This is a genomic window from Paenibacillus sepulcri, from assembly GCF_042647105.1.
Taxonomy (GTDB): Bacteria; Bacillota; Bacilli; order Paenibacillales; family Paenibacillaceae; genus Paenibacillus_Z; species Paenibacillus_Z sepulcri.
This window is the reverse complement of record NZ_JBHRUP010000001.1, coordinates 3,251,379-3,275,603: the sequence shown is the minus strand read 5'-3', so window position 1 is coordinate 3,275,603 and position 24,225 is coordinate 3,251,379. Positions and strand designations below refer to the sequence as shown.

Here is a 24,225-nt window from a genome sequence, read left to right as displayed (position 1 = left end):
TATCGTTTTAAACTTTGGGGAGGGTTTCCTTTGCGGATTATGGTCATCGGCGGAGGCGGGCGTGAACACGCCATCGTCTGGGCGCTGAATAAAAGCGATAAAGTGAAGAAAATCTACTGCGCTCCGGGCAATGCCGGAATTGCGGAGCTTGCGGAGTGCGTGCCGATTGCGGTTAACCGGTTCGCCGATCTGATCCAGTTCGCATGCGATAATGAGGTCGATCTGGTCGTTGTTGGACCGGACGATCCGCTTGCCGACGGTATTGTGGACGCATTCGAGGAGCAGAACATTCCCATCTACGGTCCGCGCAGGAATGCCGCGGCTATTGAAGGCAGCAAAATTTTCATGAAGAATCTGCTCAAGAAATACAGCATTCCAACAGCCAAATACGAGACATTCACGGATCATGAATCAGCGCTTGCCTATCTTCGCGGGCAAACGGCACCGATTGTGGTCAAGGCGGATGGCCTTGCAGCAGGCAAGGGCGTAACGGTAGCCTATACGATTGCGGAGGCGGAGCAGGCTCTGCATGACATGATGGTCGGCAAAGTGTTCGGGGAATCAGGCGGACGTGTCGTCATCGAGGAATTTCTTGAAGGACAGGAAATGTCGATTCTGGCCTTTGTGGACGGCGAAACCGTTCGTGCCATGGTGCCGGCCCAGGACCACAAGCCGGTCTTCGATAACGACAAAGGCCCGAACACCGGAGGCATGGGGACGTATACGCCGCTGCCTCATATCGATCCGGCGCTGGTGGAGGATGCAATCGAGAACATTATCAAGCCGACTGCCCGGGCAATGGTCAGCGAAGGCTGCCCGTTCCGCGGCGTGTTATTCGCCGGCCTGATAATCACCAAGGACGGTGTGAAAACGATCGAGTTCAATGCGCGTATGGGCGATCCCGAGACACAGGTTGTTCTGCCGCGGCTGGAAACGGATCTGGTGGATATCATTCTGGCTTCGCTTAACGGCCGGCTGGATCAAATCGATATCACCTGGAGCAACGAAGCAGTCGTTTGTGTCATTGCCGCTTCGGAAGGCTACCCGGCTGCTTATCCAAGGGGCCGCGTTATTACAGGCCTGGAAGCTGCCAAAGCGCAGGGAGCGCTTGTATTCCACGCCGGCACGTCCGAGCAGGACGGGGAAATTGTGACGAACGGCGGACGGGTGCTCGGCATCGTGGGACGCGGCAAGGATATTGCCGAAGCACGGGCCCGCGCATATGAAGCGGTCTCGACCATCCATTTCGACGGAATGCACAGCCGCACGGATATTGGGGCTAAAGCGCTGAAGAACTAACAAATAGCAGGAATTTTTATAAAGCATTCATTCATACGTTCAAAGCTATATGAGCTGCCTTGTGAAGATTGATGCATTTACGCCGCTTCCTTAAACAGGAGGCGGCGTTTCTGCGCTTAATAGCTGGTTGGTTAACAGGGGAACAAAGAGAAAGGAATCGAAGATGAGGAGGGGAGACCTCTACTACTGTTATTGAAAGTCCTTGCATGCACGTCGGCCATGGATATGTTATTGGCTTTGTAGAAGCGGGTAGAATTCTGCTGCGGCACGAAAAATTGCCAGCCAAGTCTAATCGGTATCTCTAGTAAGGAAAGTCCTTCTTAGATGTACCCCAGCCACGAATACTGCCTCTGTATGCGGGATTTTCCTCACTAGAGGAAGTGAAGTGGCAATTTTGGCCATGAAATGAGGCTGCAAACCGGAAATTCCTTGTTATAGCGCTGGAAAGCGGAGATAAAGCGCTTTAAGCCGGAAAATCCTTACTAGAGTGCTGAAAAGGTGGACATAATGCTGTAACGGGAAAATTCTTGCTAGAGTGCTGAAAAGGCGGACATAGAGCTGTAACGGGAAAACCCTTATTAGAGTGCTGAAAAGTGGGATACAGCGCTGAAGGCTGGATAACCCTTATTAGAGTGCTGAAAAGTGGATTTTCTTATGGGACTATTGCCAAACTGCGGGTCTGACTCGAGCACCGCGCGCAGCTCCCAGCGCACGGTGTGGCGTTGCATGACGGTGGTCGAGCCTCGCTGTTCCAATAAAGAGCCTTGATTGCTGAGCCAAGTCGCTCACCGATCAAGGCTCTTCTTCATCCCATCATCAAAATCTCCCGTACATCCTGTTCCGTCAGCGTAGACAACGCCTCCTGGCCAGGCTGGATCACTTCGTCGATGAGATTTTTCTTCTTCTGCTGCAGCTCGTACATCTTGTCTTCTACGGTGCCCTGCGTTACGAGGCGGATGACCTGGACCACATTCTTCTGCCCGATGCGATGGGCACGGTCCGCGGCCTGCTGCTCGACAGCGGGGTTCCACCAGAGATCGTACAGAATAACGGTATCGGCTCCGGTCAGGTTTAATCCGGTGCCTCCTGCTTTCAAGGAGATCAGGAACACATCCCGCTCTCCCTCATTGAAGCGGCTGCACAGCTCGACGCGGTCGGCTGCAGGCGTTTGTCCATCCAGATAGAAGAACGGCACCCCCTGGTAACCCAGTTCCCGCCCGATGAGGTCCAGCATTCGGGTGAACTGCGAGAAAATCAGCATCCTTTTTCCGGAGCTGCGGCATTCCTCAATAATGTCGAGCAGCTGCTCGAACTTGGCGGAGCCTCCATCGTAGCCTTCAATGAACAGGGCGGGATGGCAGCATAGCTGGCGAAGCCTGGTCAGGCCGGCCAGAATTCGGATCCGGTTCCTCTGGAAGCTGTCCTCGCTCAGATGCTTCAAGGTTTCCTGCTGCAGCTCGGCCAGATAGGCCGCATAAAGCTTCTTCTGTTCGGGCAGCAGCCCGGAAGCCTGAACCGACTCAATCTTGTCCGGCAGCTCCTTCAGCACATCCGTCTTCAGCCGGCGCAGTATAAATGGCCTGACCCGCCTGGCAACCGCCTGCCGCGATAAGTCGTGGAATGCCCGCACACTTTGGAACAGCTCGGGAAACACCACATCGAAGATCGACCACAGCTCCTCGAGGGTATTCTCCACAGGGGTTCCGGTCAGCGCAAACCGGTACCGGGCTTGCAGCGCCTTCACTGCCTGCGCGGTTTGGGTGGCGTGGTTCTTGAAGGTCTGCGCCTCATCCAGAATAAGCGTATGGAAGGGCAGCTTGATATACGTGTCAATATCCTGACGAAGGAGCGGGTAGGAGGTGATGAAAACATCCACCCGGGAATCATTTTTCAGAGCGGCAATCCGTTCGGTTCTGCTTCCGTCAGCAATCAAGCAGCGGATCCCGGGAGCGAATTTCTTCAGCTCGTTCTGCCAATTATAGATCAGAGAGGCAGGAGATACGATGATCGCAGGCAGCTTCTGGCTGCGAATCTCAGGCAGAACGGAAACGAGAAAAGCGATGCTCTGCAGCGTCTTGCCCAGCCCCATGTCATCGGCCAGAATGCCGCCGAAATGATAATGGGCCAGCGTTTTCATCCATTGGTAGCCATATTTCTGATAATCCCGGAGCACTGGCTCCAGGCTTTCCGGCACAGGAAAATCCAGATTATCGGGATTCCGCATGTTCTCCAGCAGCTTGCGGAAGGATTTGCCCAGCTTGACTTGTCCATTTGCTTCGGCATCCATCATATGCAAGCCGCGGACAACCGGAAGACGAAACTGATTTCCCTTCAGATCCTCCCTGATGAGTCCGGTTTCGTTGATGAAGCGCCTGATCTCCTCGTATTCCGCATTCTCGAGGGGAAGCAGCGCTCCGCTTGGCAGCCGGTAATATTTGCGCTTCTCTTCGATGGCCTGAACCAGATTGCGGATGTCCGCTTCCGGAATTCCATCCATGTCGAAGGTAAACTCCAGCCAATCCGTCCGTTCATCCAGCTCGACCCTGATCTTCGGAGGGACATGTCCGGTGTGAAGCCTGGTCTTCACCGCTGTGGTCGCATAGACCTGCAGCAGCTTCTCCAGCAGCGGTATGACATGATAAAGGAATTCATATTCAGCTTCTTCATCATCCATAAAATAACCGGCTTCCGTCCGGGTGAACGCGCTTTGCTCCATCAGCGACAGAATTTGTCCCTCCAGCTCTCCGTCCCGCATAAGAATGCGGCCTTCGCCGCGCTTCTCTCCGGTTCCCTCCAAGGCGTTGATCACAATATCCCCATATTGAAATTCCAGTCCGGCAAGCAGGCGGTTCTTCACCCGGTCCAGATAAAGCCTTGCCTTGAGCGGGGTCTGCACAATACGCTCCGATACCGCCTGAGAGATGTGAACAGCGCCCAGCTTCATCAATCCGGGAATGACCTTCTCCATAAAAGGCTCCATCTGCTCCGGTAATATCTGCACATGCGGCTTCCCGGAGGCGCTGAGCATCTGCTTCAGATCGGACAGGCGTTTGCATTGATCGGCTGGGAGCCTCAGCATTCTGCCTTCCGAGAGCACAAGCCCATATGATTCCATGACGATCAATGGATCCAGCCCCTGGATATCCAGTTGAAAGCCGCCATCCTCCCCCTCATTGAACCCGAATTCAAGGGGAAGCGCCTCATTGGATATGCCAACCCCGTCTACGATCTGCCCGTCCTGCTGAAACCGCACAGATGGAGCTGCTGCCAGCAAGGGATGCATGGTTTCCCAGGAGACAGGGGGGATGAGCAGGGTACGGTCGCCGCCTGTGGGGTTGGCACGGGCGGAGTAGGCGCCGGATGATTCCCGATACAGCCTTTCATGATTCAAAATATGGATCAGCTGCCCAAGGACGGCATCATGCTCAGGCTGGAAGCAGTGAAGCTGCGGGTCATAGGTGAAATGCCGGGAGAACCTATACGGTTCCTTCCGGTCAACGCGGTCCAGGAAATCTCTTATGTCTGGTACGATATACAGCCGTTTGGGACCGACCTTCATCTCGAGGCCGAGCATATGCTTGTCATAGCCGTAAGCGGAGGGCTTGCAGACAAACTCGGCCTGCAGAACGGTACGGTTATTGAAAAGAGGTCTTGAAGTACGGACAGGCCGCAGCGTCCTGTCTCCGAACAGCCCCAGCATGCCGTTTACGAGCTTGGCGTCTGCTGTGGAATGGGATGCCGAGCCGTCATATCGCTGAACAAGATGACCGGATTCGCGGGGGAAGGCATCTGCGGGCTGCAAAGCCGCTGACGCCTGCGCAGATATGCGGCCATCCTGCTGCAGATCATGGAGATGGAGCAGCACGGCTGCGATATGCTTGCAGTATTTGTCATAGGAAGGCAGAGCCGGGCAGCTGCAGGTCGCATGCACTTCGCCGCCGCCATCGATCTGGACGCTGACCTGGCAACTGCCATTGTCCTTGACGATGGCCTCATAGACAGGAATCCCGGGATCGAAATCCTGAAGCATAACTTTGCCGGAACGGTAATAGGCTTTTCCTCTATCGTAAGAGATCTGGCCGCACAACAATTTAATGACCCTGTGGGTCAGCGAAATGCTCATGGCCTTCTGATCCTTTCTTCTGTGTGAACTGTGATTGGTTATCATGGGCGTACAGCCTTTATGATACCAGATTTCGCACATCTGTGCGGGGAGTAAGGCCCATAGGGTAATCAGGACAGGATAGGCCTCCTCATGGAAGAGAATACTTCCTAATAAAAATCTTATTTTGGACAGAACTGCATTAATCTCTCCCTTTTTTAATTGGATACAGAGCGCTATGATGAAGGGATGTGGATGGACAAGCGGCAGACGCGGAAGGGGGCGCCAATGGGACTCAGAAGAGGATATCGCAACTACGTCAGCAATAATCTGTTCGTGAAAATGATCCTGATTTTCTCCGCAATAGCGGTTCTTACCATCATGACGCTCTCTTATTTTACGTTTTATTTCATGTCCCGCTCGATTGTGCAAAGCGAGCTTACGAATCAGAAGAACGCGATGGAACGTGTCGACCGTTATATCGCGGCCAAGCATGATTCGGTTCAGCTGATGGTTCAGAATATTTACAGGGATCAGCAGCTTTCAGATAATATGACCTACCTGCTCAAGCATTCCTTTCAGGAGTACGTGAACCGCCGCCTGGATCAGTTTATGGGCAGTCAGAACAGCTCGACCGACGGCATTGCCTACTTGAAGAATATGATTGAGGACGATCAGGATATGGAAAATTTATTGCTGTACAGCACGGAGAAGCAGTTTCTCTATGTACAAAGCCAGCGCAATACGTCCCGGCTGATCACAACGAATCCGTCGAGGTCCTTCATCCCCGATGCGATGGCGCTCCAGAACGGGAACATCTCGGTGCCCAATGAATGGGTGCGCAAAACCATCAATCAACCGGACACGAGGCTGTATTCGGTTCAGAGCTCCATTAACGATCTCGGCACATTGAAGGCGGTCGGGCAATTAATCGTGTATTTCAATTCCGACAGCATCCTGCAAGCGATCTCGGGCTACGAGAAGGATTTTCACGGTTATATTCTCGTTCTGGCATCGGAGGGCGGCGTTATTTTCGACTCGTCGGGCAACTATTACGGGACCACCTATCCTTATGCGGACAAGCTCAATTCACTGAATATCTCAGGCGAGCTGGAGCAGGATTCTTATATCTCCACGCTGACGCCAAACAATCTGGGTTATGTTGTGGTAGGCGTGGCTCCCAAGCAGGAGGTGGCGGAGTCCTACAGGACGCTCCGCAATCTGATTCTGTTTGTCAGCGCGGCGTGCATTCTCGTTGCGGTCATCGTTCCTTCGCTCGTTGTGATTAATTTCGCCAAGCGCACAAACCGGATCATCCGCTCCATGCGCAAGGTTGAAACCGGCGATACGTCGGTGCGAATCCAGGACACCAAAGAGGATGAGCTCGGACAGATCTCGCGCAGCTTCGATCAAATGCTGGAGGAGCTGACGCGTCATATCGACCGTGTCTATAAAGCGGAAATCAAGCAGAAGCATACGGAGCTTACGGCGATGCAGGCCCGCATCAATCCCCATTTTCTCTACAATACGCTGGAGGTCATCCGGATGAGGGCCATCTCGCAGGGCGTGACGGATGTGAGCGAAATGATTTACAGCCTGGCTGTGCTGTTCAAGAGCTTCGTACAGCAGCAGACCGTGGTCACGCTTCAGGAGGAGATGGAGAACTGCCGCCGTTATCTGGAGCTGTTCCGCATCCGCTACAAGGACAAGTTCAGCTACACGATTGCGTATGAACCGGAGCTTGGCAGCCGGAAAATGATCAAAATGTCGCTGCAGCCCATAGTCGAGAATTATATTGTTCACGGCATACGCGCGGATGATACGGATAATGTGCTGGCTGTGCGTGCAGAGGAGCGGGAAGGCATTATCCATATTGAAATTACGGATAACGGGACCGGCTTTGCGCCGGACAAGCTGGAGCGCATCCGCAGCTCGTTCCTGCTCCCGGAGGACGACGAAACAAGCGGATCGCTGGGGCTTAGAAGCGTATACGAACGGTTGAAGCTGGTGTATGCGGACGAATGCGGGGTTGAGCTTGCAAGCACGCCCGGCAAGGGCACAACGGTGAAAATCTGGTTTCCAAACACATCAGAGGGGGAAAGCTGATATGTATAAGGCATTTCTGGTCGATGACGAGCCGTTTATTCTGGATGGTTTGTACGATGCGGTGGATTGGTCCTCGTATGGCCTCGAGCTCACCGGCCGGGCAGAGAACGGGAAGCAGGCGCTGGAGCGGATGAAGGAGGTTCCGGTGGATATTCTGATCACCGATATCACCATGCCGGTAATGAACGGCCTTGAGCTGATTTCCGCCGCGCGGCAGCTGTATCCGGAGCTTCGGATCATTATCCTGAGCGGCTATAACGAGTTTGATTATTTAAAGCAGGGCATGAGGCTGGGCATTGAGAATTATCTGCTTAAGCCCATTAATTTTACCGAGTTGACGGAGACCCTGCAGAACACGGTGGAGAAATTGAACGCCTCTGCCTCGCAGTCCCTGATTCCCGCTTTCACCGATGATGAGATCGGTATCCTGAGGGATAATATTCTATACCGCTGGATGACCGGCCAGATTGCGCCAGCCGAGCTTGCGGAGCGGGCGAGACTTCTCGGCATCGTCTTTGAATGGCCTTATCTGCTGGCGTCGATCGTCAGGCCCGACGATGAGGATGAGCAGATGGTGCTGGAGCTGAGGCGCGAGATCAAGCAGCGGGTGGCTGCGGACCGCGCCACCGTTTGTTTTACCAATCTGGAAGGGGATATTGTCATTGTTTTTATGGGCGATAGTCCGGAGGCCTGCAAGCTAGCGGCCCTTGACCTTCTGACCAGGCTGCGCGATGAGCTGGGTGAATCCTACCGGTCGCGGATTTCGCTCGGCACCGTGAAGCGCATGGGGGAGGAGCAGCGGCAGAGCTACGAGCAGGCGCGGCGGGCGCAGGAATATTTTCTGATGCTTGGCCGGACGGACATCGCTGAATATGAAACGCTTATTCCGGACCGCGATGCGCAGCTGACGCAAATTCCCGTCGATTGGTCCGATCTCGGCAAGCTGATGGTGGCCAAGGACAAGGAGAATCTGTTTACCCGGATCGAGGAGGAGTTCCAGCAGGCGCAGAAGCAGGAGGGAGTCACTCCCGCGCTGCTGCGCAGTCTGGCCATCGAGATGATGCTGCGGCTGAAGATGGAGCTGAACGATTTGAAATCGGCGCAGGCTATGGTCAGCGGACTTTATAAGGATGTGTTCGGGAAAGCGGCCCTTGCTTCTGACGTGGCGGAGCTGGTCTCGCTCGTACAGGAAGCGGCGGGGATGATGATCGATATTCTGGGACAGGATGACAGAAGTCCGATTGTCAAACAGGTCCTGAACCATATTCATGAGTTCTATATGGAGGAAATGTCCCTGAAATCGCTGGGGCGCAAATATAACATTCATCCGGGCTACCTGGGCAAGCTGTTCAATAAGGAAACCAACGAAACCTTCACGGATTATATCAATAAATACCGGGTCCAGAAAGCGAAGGAAATGCTCAAGGAAACCAATCTGAAGGTGCATGAAATCGCCCGCGGCGTCGGATATTGGGAAACGGGTTATTTTCACAAGCAGTTCAAGAAATATGTGGGAATCTCGCCGACGGATTATAAAGGGCTTATTTGATGGCCTTTCAGTTGAAGAAGATGATCCTGCACCGGTCGCAAACGACGGTGAAGGATCATTCTTACTTAGGAGGAGAAAAGTCCTTCTTTGTTTATTTTGAACACGATATGTCTAGTTTAAGCTCTATTTGTAACGGTTTTCATCAGTTAATGTAAAGAAGAGCCTAAGAGGCATGAAAGAAGCAATCATTAAACGGGAGGGTTAACAAAAATGACAAGAACAAAAAAAAGCGTTGGTCTGGCGCTTGCGCTGATGCTGGTTGTTGCTATGGTCCTGAGCGGCTGCGGCAGCAAGAACAATAACGGCAATACAGCAGCAAATAACGGCGGCAGCACGAACGACAGCACCGCCGGAAATAGCGGCGGCAGCACAGAAGAACCGGTAAACCTGGTCTGGTATACGATCGGTGCTCCGCAAAAAGATATGGACAAGGTTATGACTGAGGTCAGCAAATATACAGCTGAGAAAATCGGCGTCACCGTAACGATGAAAATGATCGATTTTGGCGACTATGACCAGAAGATGAAGGTCCTTACCGCATCTGGTTCGCCAATGGATATCCTTTTCTCCTGCTCATGGGCTTTTGATTATGTGCAGAATGCCCGCAAAGGCGCTTTCGCACCGATTGACGAGCTGCTTACGCAATACGGTCAAGGTATTGTGGATGAGCTTGATCCGGCCTTCCTGGAAGGCTCCAAGGTCGATGGCCATAACTACGGCGTTCCGGCCAACAAAGAGCTGCCTACTCAAGAAGTATGGCGTTTCAACAAAAACCTGGTCGACAAATACAACCTGGACATTTCAAACGTGAATACGCTTGAAAGCCTGGAGCCGCTGCTCAAAACAATCAAGGAAAAAGAGCCGCAGGTTGCACCGTTCGCGGTCAACAAAGATCATGTTCCAGTTGTACCTTATGACTATATTATCCAAAACCTGCCGATGGCGGTAAAATTGGATACGACGGATTTCAAAATCGTCGATGTGCTTGAAACGCCTGAAATGAAGCAAGCGCTGGAAACGATGCACAAATACTATACAGCCGGCTACATCTCTCCGGAAGCGGCAACGATCAGCTCGACAGATGACCTGACGAAATCAGGCAAATGGTTCCTGGACCGCGCGTCTTCCCAGCCTTTTGCCGACATTCTCTGGTCGCAAAGCTATGGCTATCCGGTTGTTTCCAAACCGGCTAACGATTCCGTTATTTACAACTGGTCGGTAATGGGTTCCATGCAAGCAATCTCGGCGAACTCCAAACACCCGGACAAAGCGATGCAGTTCCTGAACCTGCTTAACACCGATCCTGTACTGCGCAACATGGTGGATTCCGGTATCGAAGGCGTACATTACAAAAAAATCGATGATACGCACATGGAAAACCTGCCTGACGCCAAAAACTACGATATGCCTACCTTTGCACTGGGCAATATCATGCTGACTTACCTGAGCGCCGCAGATCCTGCTGACAAATGGGAGCAATTCAAAGCCTATAACGATGCCGGCAAAGCTGCTCCGACGCTCGGCTTCAACTTCGACAGCTCCAAGGTGGTCAATGAACTGGCTGCCATTCAGAACGTGAAAGGCGAATTCTGGCCAGCACTGATGACCGGAACCGCTGATCCGGATAAATACCTGCCGCAGGCGATCGAGAAATTCAAAGCGGCCGGACTGGACAAAATCATCGCTGAGGCCCAGTCCCAACTGGACGCATGGAGAGCAACGCAAAAATAAAGCTTTATGAATCACACAGGAGGGGGCGGATGCATGCGTCCGCCCCTCCTTTTGTTACCGGATAAGGAGGGATAGAATGAGCACGCTTGGGAGAATTCTGAAGGATATTGCCAAAAATAGAGCGATGCTGTTCATGGTGCTTCCGGGCACGGTATGGTTTTTCTTTTTCTCCTACTTGCCCATGGCCGGCACCATTATCGCATTCAAGGAATACCGCTTTACACAGGAAGGTTTTCTGGCCAGCATTCTGCAGAGCAAGTGGGTGGGCCTCGATAACTTCAAATTTCTGTTCAGCACCGAGGATGCTTACGTCATAACGCGCAATACCGTGCTTTATAATGTAGCCTTTATTATTCTGGGCCTGATATTCTCAGTGGGTCTGGCCATCATTCTGGTGGAAATCGTCAATAAACGCTTGTCCAAAATTTATCAAACGGCTATTTTCATGCCTTATTTTCTGTCCTGGGTTATTGTCGGCTACTTCGTGTTCAGCTTTCTGAGCGCGGACAAAGGGCTCCTGAACCAGATTCTGGGCTACTTTGGCATGAATCCGATCAATTGGTATGCGGAACCTCACAAATGGCCTTACCTGCTTGTTATTATCAACTTGTGGAAAACCATCGGCTATAGCAGCGTTGTTTATTTGGCAGCCATCATCGGGATCGACAAATCCCTGTATGAAGCGGCCATGATCGACGGTGCAAGCAAGTGGAATCAGATCCGGCATATTACGATTCCGATGCTTACGCCGCTTATGACCATCTTGACCCTGCTTGCAATCGGACGCATCTTCTATGCGGACTTTGGCCTGTTCTACCAGGTTACGCGCGATTCAGGCATGCTTTATTCAACGACGAATGTTATCGATACCTATGTGTATCGTGGACTTAAAACGACCGGCGAGATCGGCATGAGCACGGCGGCTGGCTTGTACCAATCGGCAATCGGCTTCATCCTGGTGATCTCATCCAACTGGATCGTACGCAAATTCAACAAAGACAACGCCTTATTCTAATCAGAAAGGAGAAGCGGTCATGTCGAAGACTCGAAGCAAGTCCCGCGATTTCCAGCGGTTGTCTCCCCCGGCCAATGTGGTGTTCAACATTATCGCCGCGTTGTTCGCTTTTGCCTGTGTATTTCCTTTTGTTTTCGTGCTGATTATTTCATTTACGGATGAGCTTACGCTGGCCAGCAACGGCTATGCGATTATTCCGGACGTGTGGAGCCTGGATGCCTACCGGTATATATTCAGAACAGGCGATTCCCTGCTTCATTCATACGGCGTCACGATCTTCATCACCGTCGTGGGAATGCTGATCAGCCTGATTTTTATCACCCTGTATGCTTACGCGATTTCCCGCAAAAGCTTCAAGTACCGCCATTTCTTCAGCTTTCTGGCTTTCTTCACGATGCTGTTTAACGGCGGACTTGTCCCGACTTATATCGTCGTAACGCAGCTGTTGCACCTGGGCGATAATATCTGGGCGCTTATTCTGCCGATGGCGGTTAATGCGTTCTACATTATGATTATGCGCACCTTCTTCAGTACGATGGTGCCGGACGCGATCATTGAATCGGGCCGGATCGATGGAGCAGGGGAGCTGCAGACGTTCATCCGTCTGGTTCTGCCGCTCTCTCTGCCGGGTCTTGCGACGATCGGCTTGTTCAGCACGCTGGGCTATTGGAATGACTGGTTCAACGCCCTGCTCTATATCGAAAATCCGGACCTCGTTCCGCTGCAGTCGATGCTGATGCGGATTGAAACCACCATGCAGTTCATTACGCAAAATTCCAATAACTTCAACGCAGGCATGCTTCAGGATATGCCGCAGGAAACCTCGCGTATGGCGATGGTGGTCCTGGCGACAGGGCCGATCATTCTGGCTTATCCGTTCTTCCAGCGGTATTTTGTGCAGGGCCTGACCATCGGCGCGGTAAAAGAATAAATGTATAGGATGTTCAAAACGTCCGACTTCGATCGCGAAGATTACCAGGAAACGGATCTTCTCGGTGCTAAAAGTAGAACGTTTTGAACTTATATTTAAATGATGATCATATCCCCGTGGGGATGCGGGAGGACATAAGAGATGAAGCAGTTCCGTTTACCGAAAATCACTCTGCCGGAGCTTCCGCTTCCGGCCGCTGTTCAGGCAGTATTGGATGAGGCGGAGGATAAGCTGGCCCATCGTCCCAAGCTGCTCCAGCTGTTCCGAAACTGTTTTCCCAATACGCTGGAAACCGCAACGAAGCTGATGGACGACGATACCACCTTTATCCTAACCGGCGATATTCCGGCCATGTGGCTGCGCGATTCCGTCGAGCAGGTCATCCACTATGTGCCGCTGGCCGCTGAAGATGCGGATCTGCAGCGGATTCTCGGCGGCTTGATTAAACGTCATATGGCATCGATTATCATCGATCCGTATGCCAATGCGTTCAATGAATCGGCGAATGACTGGCATTGGAATGCCACAGATGAGACGGAGATGGGACCGTGGGTCTGGGAACGCAAGTTCGAGCTCGACTCCATCTGCTTCTCGGTCCGGCTGGCCCATATGTATTGGAAGGCTACCGGCCTGACAGACATCTTCGATGCGAATTTCAAGGCGGCGATGAAAGTCATTGTGAAGTTGTGGAGAACCGAGCAGCGACATGACGAGCTTTCATTTTACCGCTTCACGCGCAATAACGGCGTCGCAACCGATACCTTGCGCAATGACGGCGCCGGGATGCCGGTGAATTACACGGGAATGATCTGGTCGGGCTTCCGGCCAAGCGATGATGCGTGCGATTTTCACTATAATGTGCCTGCCAATATGTTTGCGGCGGTCTCATTGGCCCAGCTTGGCGAAATTGCCGAGTGGGTGTTCCGGGATTCCGCGCTCGTGCAGGAGCTTGGCAGGCTGGAGGCGGATGTCCGCCACGGCATTGAGCTGTACGGCATCTACCGTCATCCGGAATTCGGCTCGATCTATGCGTATGAGACCGACGGCTTCGGCAATTACTGTCTGGCTGACGATGCCGGCACGCCGGGGCTGATGTCGATTCCTTATTTGGGCTATACGACCGCCGACAATCCGGTGTATCAGAATACGCGAAGGTTCGCTCTGAGCCGCAGCAACCCTTACTATTACGAGGGCAGTGCGGCCCGGGGAATAGGCAGCCCGCACACGCCTCCGGGTTACATCTGGCATATGGCTTTGTCGATGCAGGGAATGACCGCCTCATCGGATGAGGAGAAGCTGGCGATGATCGCCATGCTGGAGGCGACCGATGCGGATACGGGCTATATGCATGAAGGCTTTCATGCCGATGACCCTGGCGTGTACACGAGAGACTGGTTCGTCTGGTCAAACAGCCTGTTCTCGCAGCTCGTGTATAAAGCGATGAAGGAAGGCATTTTATAGAGCGGATGAAGATGAAAGACGCCGGAACGGTTGCTGTTCCGGCGTCTTTTTATGAAAATATAAGAAAGTATAAAATACCTCCATACTTTGCTTCTATTTCTAAGGGAAGAAAGTTGCTGTGCCGCCAAAGGACGGCGAGAGCCGTTTCTTCTTACAAAAATATCGGCATTTGTTTTTGTTTGTATGTTTTGGGCAGTATAAAGCTATTGTGGAATGAGTGTATGGCCGAAGCCAGGCGCTGCCTCCTGCCCGCCTGGAAGGGAGGCCGAGCGGACGAAGTACCCGCTTTTTATTTATACCGCCGCGCAATCTCGATGTCCTGGAGCACATGATCGTAGTAAAGCGGATACCCGAATGTCATTTTTATCCGGGCCATGAAATACGGCTTGTTGTGACGGCTCCACCATTCGCCCAACCGCTTCCAATGCGCGCTTCCTTGTTCCAGCAGAGAAACGGCCGCTTCCCGATGAGTCCCGTCTCCGTTCAGGTGATACCGGTTCAACTCCAGCGCGGCGGAAAATTTGCAGGCATAGTAGCCGCCCAGCTCCGCGTATGCGTACAAATCATACAGCGTGCAGGCCAGATGCCCCGCCAGATGCACGCCCAACGATTCCGCCAGCTTGTCGGCAGCCGCTTTCGTTTCCGCTGCGGCCTGCTTCAGCTTGAGGATAATGTCCTCTGGTGTCTCGTCGTACAAGGCGGCCAGCGCTTCCCGCTCTCCGCTGTGCTCCGCCCTGGCAAACTCCCGGATTCCCGCTACCCCCGCTCCTGGCATAGGCGAGGCATGCACAAAATCATTGATCGTCTTGAAGCCTCCGTGCCGGGGATGAGACAAGCAGCTCTCCGGATGCCATTGCATATCATAGTTGAGCCAGAAGAGGCGGTTGACGGCCGGTATGATGGCGGAAGCATGCTTCAGCCCCAGCAGAAATTCCCCCGTATGCAGCGGCCCATACGTATCCGACTGCAGCCAGTGGAACGTCCCGTCATCCGTATTGGGATCAAAGGAAAGCCGCCCCCACAGCTGAAATTGATACAAATGCCGTTCGAAATCGTACTTCCACGTCTTATGCCCGTGATCGGCATGCTGAAAATCGATGCCCCAGACGTACCCGTCGGCTCCCCAGTAGAAGCCTTTGACGTAGGGCTTGGCCGCCATGCCCTCGATATACTCCCTGATGTATTCGGGGTCGCCCCAGCGGTGCGTGTGCACATCGTCATTGCGGACCGTGAAGAGAATTTGCGTCCGGTCCAGATCGATACCCTCCCATGCGTTCCAGAGGCTCTCGAATTGCGGCCGGGGGTGGGAGTAGGCATGGGCATTGGAATACTTCCAGCTGATATAAAACCGGGAAGGTTCGAAATGCTTTAGCACCACGTCCTTGATTTCCTTCCCCGCGCTCTGGGTGTTCGTACGGTGGATAAAGGGAATATCCCGTCCAGATTGGCGGATGGCTTGCACGTACGTATCGTAAATCCAGCGCTCGCGGTCATAACCGTCGCCGTCCATCCATTCGCTGGCTGAGGTGCCCAAACCCTTCAAATCGGGATAAGTAAGCAGCAGCTGCAGCACCATTTCGTGAATATATCGCTTGACAAGCTCCGAATTTTGTCTGAACCGGTTCAGCGGAAAGCCAATCCTGCGTGAGCGGTCCGCAGCATCCGGGGCGAAATCTCCGACCTGTTCGGGCAGTCCGAGGCCGCGCGCCACTTCGGGAATAAGGCGAATATTCCAGGTGAACAGGTAAACGTCGATCCCGCGGTCAGCGGCATGGCGCATCATCTCGCGCCAGAAGCGGATATTCCTGTCGATCTCCGTATCGTCAAACGGATTGGCTTCCCGGAATGCCGGGGATACGACCATCAGATGGAACGGATGCTCCGACCATAAGCTCAGACAGTTGTACCGGTTCAATGCCAGCATGTCGAGATAGTCGCGCCAGAATCGGATATCCATGCACGTATCGAGATTCGCGGTGAACGGCTCCCCATATTCGAAAGGCGCGTAGGGCAAATTGAACTTGACGCCGCGCATGGGGAGCCGTGGCGCAACGCGGATGCTCTCCCCATCCTCCAGCTCCCTGCTGCGGCCGATCCGTTCCGCCCATTCCAGACAGCCGTAGAACAAGCCGCGAATATCGCCGCTTTCGATAAATAGAACGCCGCCCCGGCGATGAATCGCGAAGGCCTGCTCCTCCCACTGCGCCGCAGGCTCATCCCGCGGCGGATCCTTGCGGACGGAGAGGGCCACGACAATCCCTTCGTCCGGCGGGACTTCCGGCGGATGGGAAACCCACTGCTCCACATAAAACAGGCCCCGCCGCGCAAGACTCGTCTTGATTTGCCCGACACCGAACCGGAGCAGTTCGACGGAGCCGTCATAAACTATTTTCATGGTCTGACACACCTCCATCTAATGGCATTCGCCCTTCCGAAGGCATCAGCCCTGCTGGCATACGGCGATAACGAAGTACGGGAATGCATGCTCCGGATGGAAGATGCCGGGATACAATAAGGGTTCTCCGGCCTCGTCCCGGGTGGAGCAATACACGATCAAATCCCATTCCGGCGAGATGTAACCGCCGGGTACGGTCCCCTGGAAGCCGTCTTCCGTGCGGGTCATCGCGGCTGCGAGGAAGGCCCCTTCGGTCTGGTCCGCCCTGCGGTAATGAAGGACGGCTTCTTCGGGCAGCCGTCCGTTCTCCCCGCTTCGCAGGCGGATTTCCAGATCGGAGCCCGGGCTGCACGCGGCGGGAACGTCAATTCCGAAGGAAGCCGGCTTGACCCATCGCGGCGGGCGGTTGTAATCGATGACAAGCCGGGGCGACAAGCGCTGTTCTCCCGCAGTCGTTGACGACTGATCGGCCCCAAGCTGCTCCAATCTGCGGATATCGGCTTCGATTTCAGCCAGCCGGTCGCGCCAATGTCCGCTTCGTCCAAGGCCCGATCCCGCCCCGGCGTTAAATACCAGATTGTCCTGGAATTTGCCGCCCAGATGCGCAAGGTGCCGCCACTTCGACTCGGCTTCCTTCATGAACCGCAGTGCCTGCTCGAGATGAGCGGCCTGCTGCCCGATCGTGTACAAATGGTATTCCATCGCGGCTGCAATTTTGTCTGCGTGATACTCCGCCAGGCAGGCCAGCATGGCAAAATCATGCGCGGACGATTTCCACTCTAGATGCTCCGCAAGCTCCGGAAGCCCGTTGATCCGTTCTGCGGTTTGATGAATACCGTCAGCGAGGGCCAGCAGCCAATCCCGAACCTGCAGCGGTGTATATTTGGCCTTCAGGCGACCATCAAGCGTGTCCTGGACGAAATCGGTTATCCGGTAGAACAATCCCGGATCGCTGGGCTCGGTATCCGTATAGGTAACATTTTTCTGGACCTTGGAGTTGTAATTATAATCCTTCGTATAATTGTGCTCCGCAAACAAGGCGCCGCCGGTGCTCAGCTCCGGCCAGTAGCATAGTGAAGGATGGACAGGCATATGAAACGCGGTAATCAATGGCAGGATTTTGCCCGACAGCTGGTAGAGATGTTCCATTTCGGCTGCTGCCTCGTGCCCGAAGCGCGCTTCGAGCTCCCGCATCCAGATTTCACTGCCGGCAGCAGAGGAGTACCCCAGACGCCCAAACAGCTTGTACCAAAGCCAGTACCGCTCATCCTCCCATCTGTGGTCCTGGTCCGGCTCCTTGTACAGCTTCCAGGGAGCCATCTGCTTCTGGACGGTGGCATGGCCGCCCTTCAGGCTGAGAGGCGCAGACACCTCGTAGCCCATGGCATCTCCTAGTCTGCAGCTCTCCGAGAACCGCCGGACATAATCCGGATCGGCCCACAGGAACAAGGTGGAGCTGCCGTAATTCCACAGCCGGTAAATCACATCATAGCCTCGCGGCTTCCTGAGCATATCCCCGTAGCTGTAGCGGCGGCTGGAGTTCGGATTGCCGATATCGGCCAATTCCTCATGCCTCAGCTCCGTCGGATGATAGGGCAGGCCCAGATGCTCGCACCAGAACTTGGTGGGTACGGTTACATCGAGTCCCGTCTCCACGGCGTATTGAATCATCTCGTCGGTAGCGCCTTTGGCCCGAAGATCGAGCTTGACCTTTCGGCCAGCCTTGGCGATGCCCTGAATGCAGGTGTTCCAGAAATCGTTGTTCGTATCTTTGAATTTTCCGATACCGGATTCCATATTGACCCTGAATTGAAAGCCGTCAATGTCCGGGAACTGATTAATCATCGCCTGGAGACCGGCGGCGCAATACGAAGAGAAGGCCAGCTCGTCTTCAGGTATGCCCTGCAGCAGCACCTCCTGCGAGCCGGTCCAGGGCTTCTGCTGCCAGATGCCCAGGAAGAAATCCAGCCCGTACTGATGGCATAAAGCGCCGATCTGACGCAGCTGGTCGCGGTTGCGCGCCCGGTCGTCCGCGGAGAAGCCTGCGACTGTCATGTCCGTAAATCCCGGAATCTCAACGAAAAAAGGATAGGGCGGCGAGAAGTGGGAGGTATCCCATCCGGTGATCAGTACAAACCGGTTATAGCGGCTGTATGCCAGCCGGCTGAAATAATAATGCCAAAATTCGGCGGAGTAGAACCATTCGTCGTCATGCGGACCCATAATGTACCGGTCCAGACCGCGGACGGCATGATCCGGATTTGCCAGCTCATTCTCCGTGCGGTTCAAGGCTTCTGCTCCGCCGGATTGGATGCGCTCGGCCAACTCCAGCAGTCCGTACATCAGTCCGCGCCCGTCGGTACCGGCCGCAACCAGAACCGGCTGGCCGCCGTAAGCGCACCACTGATAGATCAGACCTTCGGGCTTGTGCGGAATATCCGCCTGCTGCCGCTCCAGCAGCACCCGGATTTGTCTGTTTTCCATTGTGCCGATGACCAGGCAGCCGGAAGAGCCGGCTGAGGACCAATGGGGAATCCGTTCAATCCGGATCCCCCGTTCGGAGAGGACGCGGTACAGCTCGCTTGTACCGAACGCCGCGGGTCCCGTCGATTCCGTCTTGTCTACGATATAAAGCGAATGTCCGTCTGTAAGCTTTCTCATTTTCGTCGATTCCTCCGTTATGAATGCAATTTGTCGCGGCAATCTGCCGCGCTTCCTTCCTCAAGGGGCGGACAACTCGAATACGAGTATGTCGTAATCCGTCAGGAGGGGAACGATGACCTTGCAGCCGCCCTCTTCCATAGAGAAGGGCAGCTCCCGCCGGTCGGAAGCCAGGTATGCCCGCAGCAGCGGCCGGTCCGGACCGGTCTTGAGTGTGACGGCAATGTCGCGCAGCGGAACGAGCCTGTTGAAGAAGCGCCTGCCGCCAGTCAGATTGACCATATGAACGAGCTTCCGGTTTGTTTGCTGGCGAAAGGTCGTATACAGGGTCGGCGGAGCGTCGATGGCAACGGTCTGCCCGCCTGCCGTCCATGCCACGGCATTGGCGATCAGGGTTCCCAGGTCGGGGAAGCCCACCTTCCAGAAATACCGGTCAGGCTGGCCGTTGAAATAGACGACGCGGCCGCCGTTCCCGTGTTCCGACAGCAGCGACATGGGACCGGCGGCTTCGGTCTGCCGGGGATAGGCGAAGCCCTCCGGATTGAGCAGGTAAGCCGGCGCCCTCATCAGCGGCGTATCCACGTCGGCCGGATCATATTCGACGGCGCAGTAGGAGCCGGCCAGGGGAAGGAAGTTTGTTTCCTCCAGGCCCGCGACGAGTGGATGCTCCCGGCCGGCAATGGTCATATAGGTTTGCCGTTTCAGGACATCCCCGTCATTCATCGGAAGGGTCTGCCCGGCGTAATCGGCGCGGAACAGATCTCGCAGCAGGAAACCGCCATGAGGGTTGCCTTCCTTATCGTAAAGCGAGGTTTCGAAGGAGGCGATCAGTCCGCCCCCGCCGTGGACGAAGGAGGAGACCGCCTGCGCTTCCTCCTCCGACATGCAGGCCATTGAAGGAAGGATAAGCGTGCGGTATTTCTTCAGCTTCTCCACACTGAGCAGCGTGCGGTTGGAAATGATATCGAATGGAATATGCGCTTCCTGGAGGCTCTGCTCCACGCCCCGGATCGCCTCGACATAGTGACGGGCGCGTCCATCCCCGTAGAACAGCAGCGTCGGCTGGGAGTAAACGATGGCCACGCCAGCCGCCGAACATTCGTCGTCATAAAACTCCCGGTGCTCTTTGACGAAGCCATAGAGCTCCCCGATCGCCCGGAAGCCGCGTTTGTCGTCATGGGTGGCGGGCGCGCCGCCGGAGAGATTCACTGCCGGCCAGGCGCCGTTAGCCACAATCTGGGCAAAATAGGCCTTCTGCTCCGCGGGCGGGACCGCGATTCTGCGCCAGGGCCACGCCACGAAATAGGAGGCGACGACATAAACCGGCTTGTCGTCGATCACCGAGGTCAGGAAGCTCGCTTCCTCTGCCGTCCAGTGAATCCACTGCCAATCAGGGTTGTCCTGCTCGATATTCGACTTGATCCGGGTCTGGGCTTCCACCTTGACGATATCCTCGAACTCGGCTACGCCTTCCTTGTCGATCGAAGATCCGAGCACCCAGTCGGCATCGCCGAAGCAGGCGCTGTTGCCCATGAAGGGCAGCTCCGGATCGACTTTCTTGACCATCCGGCGCATCCGCTGGGCGCCCTCGTTCGTTTTCATCTCCCTCCAGCGCATAAACCGGCGGAATACGGGGTCGCTCCAGTCTTTGCGTTCGGGAATTTCTTCTCCGCATACCCTGCGGAAATCGCTGCGGCATCCGGGGCAGTAGCAAATGCCTTTGCCGGTGAAGCCGAAATTATTCAATTGTATTCCGTCGGCGTCGTAGCGTCCGAGAATTTCACGGACCATCCTGAAGCCGTAATCGGTATAATACCCGCCCATCAGGCAGGCGTTGTACAGTTCTCCCGGCACGATAACGTAGGGCTTACCGTTGATATCCGTCGCGCACCAGTCCGGATGGGCCTCGGCGGCATGGGCCGGCAGGACGCCTAGATCGATGGCGGCAATGGCCTTGATGCCGTAGCGGTGAACGGCTTCGATGACATCCTTCGGAAGATCCCGTTGTCCAAGTCCGGGCACCTTGCGCTGCATGGGAAGCTCAGTGGGATAGTTGGCAATGTAGCCGCCAACCAGAAAAGAAATCATCGTCACGTTCATGTCGTGCAAATCCCTGGCCAGTCGCTCGGCATCAAGCCCCGGCACGTCGATATCGCGCGGGGTCATGAATACGCTCAGATTCCGTTTGCGCAGCCAATCCGATTTACCCATCAGCCCCGCCTCCGTCCCGAATGTAAGGCATTCATCGCGTCACCGCATATTCGGCTTCCCGCAGCCAATCGGGGTTGACCGATATGCCCCAGCCCGGACCCTCGGGCATCACGTAATGTCCCTCCTGCACATCGAGCGGTTCGTTGAACAGTCCCTTCGTGATTGTTTCGTTCTCGATGCTGAACTCCATGCGTTCTCCGCCGTTGGGAATGGAAGCAAGCAGATGGGCCGTAAATACGGTCAGCAGCGATTTGTTCGCGGCGTGAGGCATGCAGAGGATGCCTGCGCTGCGGGCCAGTCTGGCTACCTCAAGCGCCCGGCTGAAGCCTCCGACGTAACCGATATCGGGCTGCACGACATTAACCGCGCGCATCGCAATCATGCGGCGCCACTGGGCCATGTCGTTATCCTGCTCCCCGCCGGTCACGGGAATAGACAGCGCCTCCGTAACCTGTCTGGTCCATTCCAGCTCGGGAAACGGACAAGGCTCCTCATAGTGGCATACTCCCCGGTCCAACAGCATGCGTCCGACCTCGATCGCCTTCTCCGGCTTGTAGGCGCCATTGGCGTCAGCATAGAGGGAGGTCCCTTCCCCAAGCGCTTTGCGGACGACCTCCACCACCCGTTCTGTCCGGCCGGGGAATACGTCCGCATTGTCCCCCAGCCCGGAGCCGATGCGGATTTTGAAGGCGTCGATCCCTTTATGGTTCTGCAAGGAGACGAGCCGCGCGGCCTCATCCTCGGGCGAAATGTCCCTTTTCATGCTGGAGCCGTATACCGGCAGGGGCCGCGGAGCGCCTCCCAGCAATTCGCAGACGCTTTTGCCGCTGCGCTTGCCGGACAAGTCCCAGAGCGCTGTCTCCACGCCCGCGACGGCCCGGCAGATGTAGGACCAGGCGAACTTATAATGCCTGGAGATATGCGATTCGGCAAAATCGGCGATGCCGCCGGGCTCGCCGATTTCCGCGCCGATCATCGCTGGGGCAACCTGCTGATGCAGCACAAGTGCCGTAATGTTGGCATGGAAGGGGGCCGTCTGGCCATAGCCCTCGCTGCCGTCGTCGCCTTTGACACGGACAATGCACAGATGGCGTGTCGTGAAAGATTCGATACTGACAATTTTCATTGGATATTCCTCCCGAACCGGATTTGCGATTATGAATAGCAGGCGGCCATATCTCTATACTAAATAAATGTTAAGGGCAGACATGAGCGAAAGAAATAAAGAAAAGTTAGTGATTCCGTAACAAAAATTAGGTTCTTCGGCTGGTGAAGTTCTAACTTTTATGATAATAATCCTTATTTTTGTTGATTCAACTGAAAGGGCTTTCAATCTATACTGGGAATCAGATCAAACAAGGGAGGCATTTGAATTGAACAAGAAAATGGTATCGATCCTGCTGGTTTCTCTAACGCTCCTGCTGGCGGCATGCAGCTCGAAATCCGGCAGCAATGAGCCCGGGACGGCAGCGCCGGGACAGAATCAGGCGGCGGACGGGAAGCCGCAGAATGTAGAGCTGCGTGCTACATGGTGGGGAGGGCAGGAGAGGCATGACGCGACGCTGAAGGTCATCGATCTGTTCGAGAAGAAATATCCCAACATTAAAATCGAGGCCGAGTATTCCGGGCTTGACGGATACTTCGACAAGCTGTCGACACAGTTTGCGGCAGGCAACGCTCCCGACATTATTCAATACGGCGGCAATCTGAACGATTATGTCGGGCAGGGCGTCGTGCTCGATCTGAACCCCTTTGTGGGCAAGGAGCTGGATCTAAGCAAGCATGATCAAAGCATGGTGGACGCCGCCACGATGGACGGGAAGTTCTATGGGGTCACGCTGGGCTCGAACGCCTATGGCATTTTGCTTAATAAAACGTTGTTCGAGCAGGCCAATGTGCCTTTGCCGGGCGATACGTGGACCTATCAGGAATTTGCCGATACCGCGGCCAAGCTGACCAAAGCGCTGGGCAATGTGTACGGGACCGAGGATTTTCAGCAGAACGCCTTCTCGATTTACCTGGAGCAGCGCGGGAAAAGCGAGTATGTCGACGGCAAGGCGGGATTCGATGTTCAGGATGCGAAGAACTGGTTCCAGATGTGGGCGGATATGCGCAAGAGCGGAGGGATCGTGCCACCGGAAATTCAGGCGGCAGCTTCCACCACGCCCGAGCAGTCGATGCTGATTAAACGGGAGGTTGCCATGCAGCTCATCCCGAGCAACCAGCTTGGCGCTTACCGCAACGCCACGGAGGACGAATTGGTAATGCACATCTATCCGTACGACAACGGCAAGAACGGGATCGCCTTGAGACCGAGCCAGTTCATGGCCGGCTATGCCAAGACAGAGCATCCCAAGGAGGTGGCCATGTTTCTTGATTTTATGGTCAACGATCCGGAGGCCACGGCGATACTCGGCAACGACCGGGGAGCTCCGGTCAATTCCGACGTGCGGGAGAATCTGATTAAATCCGCCAATGAAACGGATCAGGCCATCTTCTCTTATATCGATGAGGTCAGCAAGACATCCGATGCCCCTTACAGACCGAATCCGCCGGGCTTCAACGAGAATCAGGCGCTCTACCAGAAGCTGAGCGAGAAAGTCGCTTTCGGGCAGGAAACGGTAGATAAAGCGGCCGAGGAATATTACGCGGAGCTGCAAAAAATCATCGATAAAATGAACGCAGCCAGTTAGACCGTAAATTGAATTCAAGGGAGGATCGGTCTTCAAGGTCGATCCTCCCGCGTTAATGCGAAGGATGGGAT

13 protein-coding genes are annotated in these 24,225 nt (G+C 54.7%); 8 read left to right on the top strand and 5 right to left on the bottom strand.

Annotation, left to right across the window (positions count from 1 at the left end; genetic code table 11):
• Positions 1-30 precede the first annotated feature (30 nt).
• Positions 31-1,299, top strand: a complete 1,269-nt coding sequence (gene purD / locus ACFOLF_RS14480; protein ID WP_210042442.1) for a phosphoribosylamine--glycine ligase — start codon at positions 31-33, stop codon at positions 1,297-1,299.
• A gap of 805 nt (positions 1,300-2,104) precedes the next feature.
• Here purD and ACFOLF_RS14475 read toward each other — a convergent pair.
• A complete protein-coding gene (locus tag ACFOLF_RS14475; protein ID WP_210042440.1) occupies positions 2,105-5,422 on the bottom strand; it encodes a DEAD/DEAH box helicase in 3,318 nt (1,105 codons plus the stop codon).
• Positions 5,423-5,689: 267 nt separating this feature from the next.
• On the opposite strand from ACFOLF_RS14475, the gene ACFOLF_RS14470 reads away from it, so the two are divergent.
• From ACFOLF_RS14470 to ACFOLF_RS14445, 6 genes are all read left to right on the top strand, one after another.
• The gene (locus ACFOLF_RS14470) at positions 5,690-7,507 is read left to right on the top strand and encodes a sensor histidine kinase (protein ID WP_210042432.1); all 1,818 of its coding nucleotides are present in this window, start codon (positions 5,690-5,692) and stop codon (positions 7,505-7,507) included.
• A 1-nt stretch (position 7,508) separates the two neighbouring features.
• Positions 7,509-9,056, top strand: coding sequence for a response regulator (locus tag ACFOLF_RS14465; protein WP_210042430.1), 1,548 nt, complete (start codon positions 7,509-7,511; stop codon positions 9,054-9,056).
• 210 nt (positions 9,057-9,266) lie between these two features.
• A complete protein-coding gene (locus tag ACFOLF_RS14460) occupies positions 9,267-10,787 on the top strand; it encodes an ABC transporter substrate-binding protein (protein ID WP_210042422.1) in 1,521 nt (506 codons plus the stop codon).
• 76 nt (positions 10,788-10,863) lie between these two features.
• A complete protein-coding gene (locus tag ACFOLF_RS14455; RefSeq protein ID WP_210042420.1) occupies positions 10,864-11,802 on the top strand; it encodes an ABC transporter permease in 939 nt (312 codons plus the stop codon).
• A gap of 19 nt (positions 11,803-11,821) precedes the next feature.
• Positions 11,822-12,733: a carbohydrate ABC transporter permease gene (locus ACFOLF_RS14450; protein WP_210042418.1), complete on the top strand. Its 912-nt coding sequence runs from the start codon at positions 11,822-11,824 to the stop codon at positions 12,731-12,733.
• 141 nt (positions 12,734-12,874) lie between these two features.
• Positions 12,875-14,194, top strand: a complete 1,320-nt coding sequence (locus ACFOLF_RS14445) for a glycoside hydrolase family 125 protein (protein WP_210042416.1) — start codon at positions 12,875-12,877, stop codon at positions 14,192-14,194.
• Between the two features lie 289 nt (positions 14,195-14,483).
• Here the strand turns inward: ACFOLF_RS14445 and ACFOLF_RS14440 are convergent, their stop codons facing one another.
• The 4 genes from ACFOLF_RS14440 to ACFOLF_RS14425 are packed head-to-tail and all read right to left on the bottom strand — an operon-like array spanning position 14,484 to position 22,617.
• Positions 14,484-16,589, bottom strand: a complete 2,106-nt coding sequence (locus ACFOLF_RS14440; RefSeq protein ID WP_210042414.1) for a hypothetical protein — start codon at positions 16,587-16,589, stop codon at positions 14,484-14,486.
• A gap of 45 nt (positions 16,590-16,634) precedes the next feature.
• Positions 16,635-19,250, bottom strand: coding sequence for a hypothetical protein (locus ACFOLF_RS14435; RefSeq protein WP_210042412.1), 2,616 nt, complete (start codon positions 19,248-19,250; stop codon positions 16,635-16,637).
• A gap of 60 nt (positions 19,251-19,310) precedes the next feature.
• The gene (locus tag ACFOLF_RS14430; RefSeq protein WP_210042410.1) at positions 19,311-21,461 is read right to left on the bottom strand and encodes a beta-galactosidase trimerization domain-containing protein; all 2,151 of its coding nucleotides are present in this window, start codon (positions 21,459-21,461) and stop codon (positions 19,311-19,313) included.
• A gap of 31 nt (positions 21,462-21,492) precedes the next feature.
• A complete protein-coding gene (locus ACFOLF_RS14425) occupies positions 21,493-22,617 on the bottom strand; it encodes a mandelate racemase/muconate lactonizing enzyme family protein (protein ID WP_379219626.1) in 1,125 nt (374 codons plus the stop codon).
• A gap of 217 nt (positions 22,618-22,834) precedes the next feature.
• Here ACFOLF_RS14425 and ACFOLF_RS14420 point away from each other — a divergent pair, with 217 nt between their 5' ends.
• Positions 22,835-24,154 (top strand): ABC transporter substrate-binding protein, encoded by a 1,320-nt coding sequence (locus ACFOLF_RS14420; protein ID WP_210042400.1) that lies wholly within the window; start codon positions 22,835-22,837, stop codon positions 24,152-24,154.
• Positions 24,155-24,225 lie beyond the last annotated feature (71 nt).

Excerpts from the sequence above, each read along its gene's own strand:
- ACFOLF_RS14475 (WP_210042440.1), bottom strand. The coding sequence starts at position 5,422 with ATGAGCATTTCGCTGACCCACAGGGTCATTAAATTGTTGTGCGGCCAG.
- ACFOLF_RS14470 (WP_210042432.1), top strand. The coding sequence starts at position 5,690 with ATGGGACTCAGAAGAGGATATCGCAACTACGTCAGCAATAATCTGTTC.
- ACFOLF_RS14465 (WP_210042430.1), top strand. The coding sequence starts at position 7,509 with ATGTATAAGGCATTTCTGGTCGATGACGAGCCGTTTATTCTGGATGGT.
- ACFOLF_RS14460 (WP_210042422.1), top strand. The coding sequence starts at position 9,267 with ATGACAAGAACAAAAAAAAGCGTTGGTCTGGCGCTTGCGCTGATGCTG.
- ACFOLF_RS14455 (WP_210042420.1), top strand. The coding sequence starts at position 10,864 with ATGAGCACGCTTGGGAGAATTCTGAAGGATATTGCCAAAAATAGAGCG.
- ACFOLF_RS14450 (WP_210042418.1), top strand. The coding sequence starts at position 11,822 with ATGTCGAAGACTCGAAGCAAGTCCCGCGATTTCCAGCGGTTGTCTCCC.
- ACFOLF_RS14445 (WP_210042416.1), top strand. The coding sequence starts at position 12,875 with ATGAAGCAGTTCCGTTTACCGAAAATCACTCTGCCGGAGCTTCCGCTT.
- ACFOLF_RS14440 (WP_210042414.1), bottom strand. The coding sequence starts at position 16,589 with ATGAAAATAGTTTATGACGGCTCCGTCGAACTGCTCCGGTTCGGTGTC.
- ACFOLF_RS14435 (WP_210042412.1), bottom strand. The coding sequence starts at position 19,250 with ATGAGAAAGCTTACAGACGGACATTCGCTTTATATCGTAGACAAGACG.
- ACFOLF_RS14430 (WP_210042410.1), bottom strand. The coding sequence starts at position 21,461 with ATGGGTAAATCGGATTGGCTGCGCAAACGGAATCTGAGCGTATTCATG.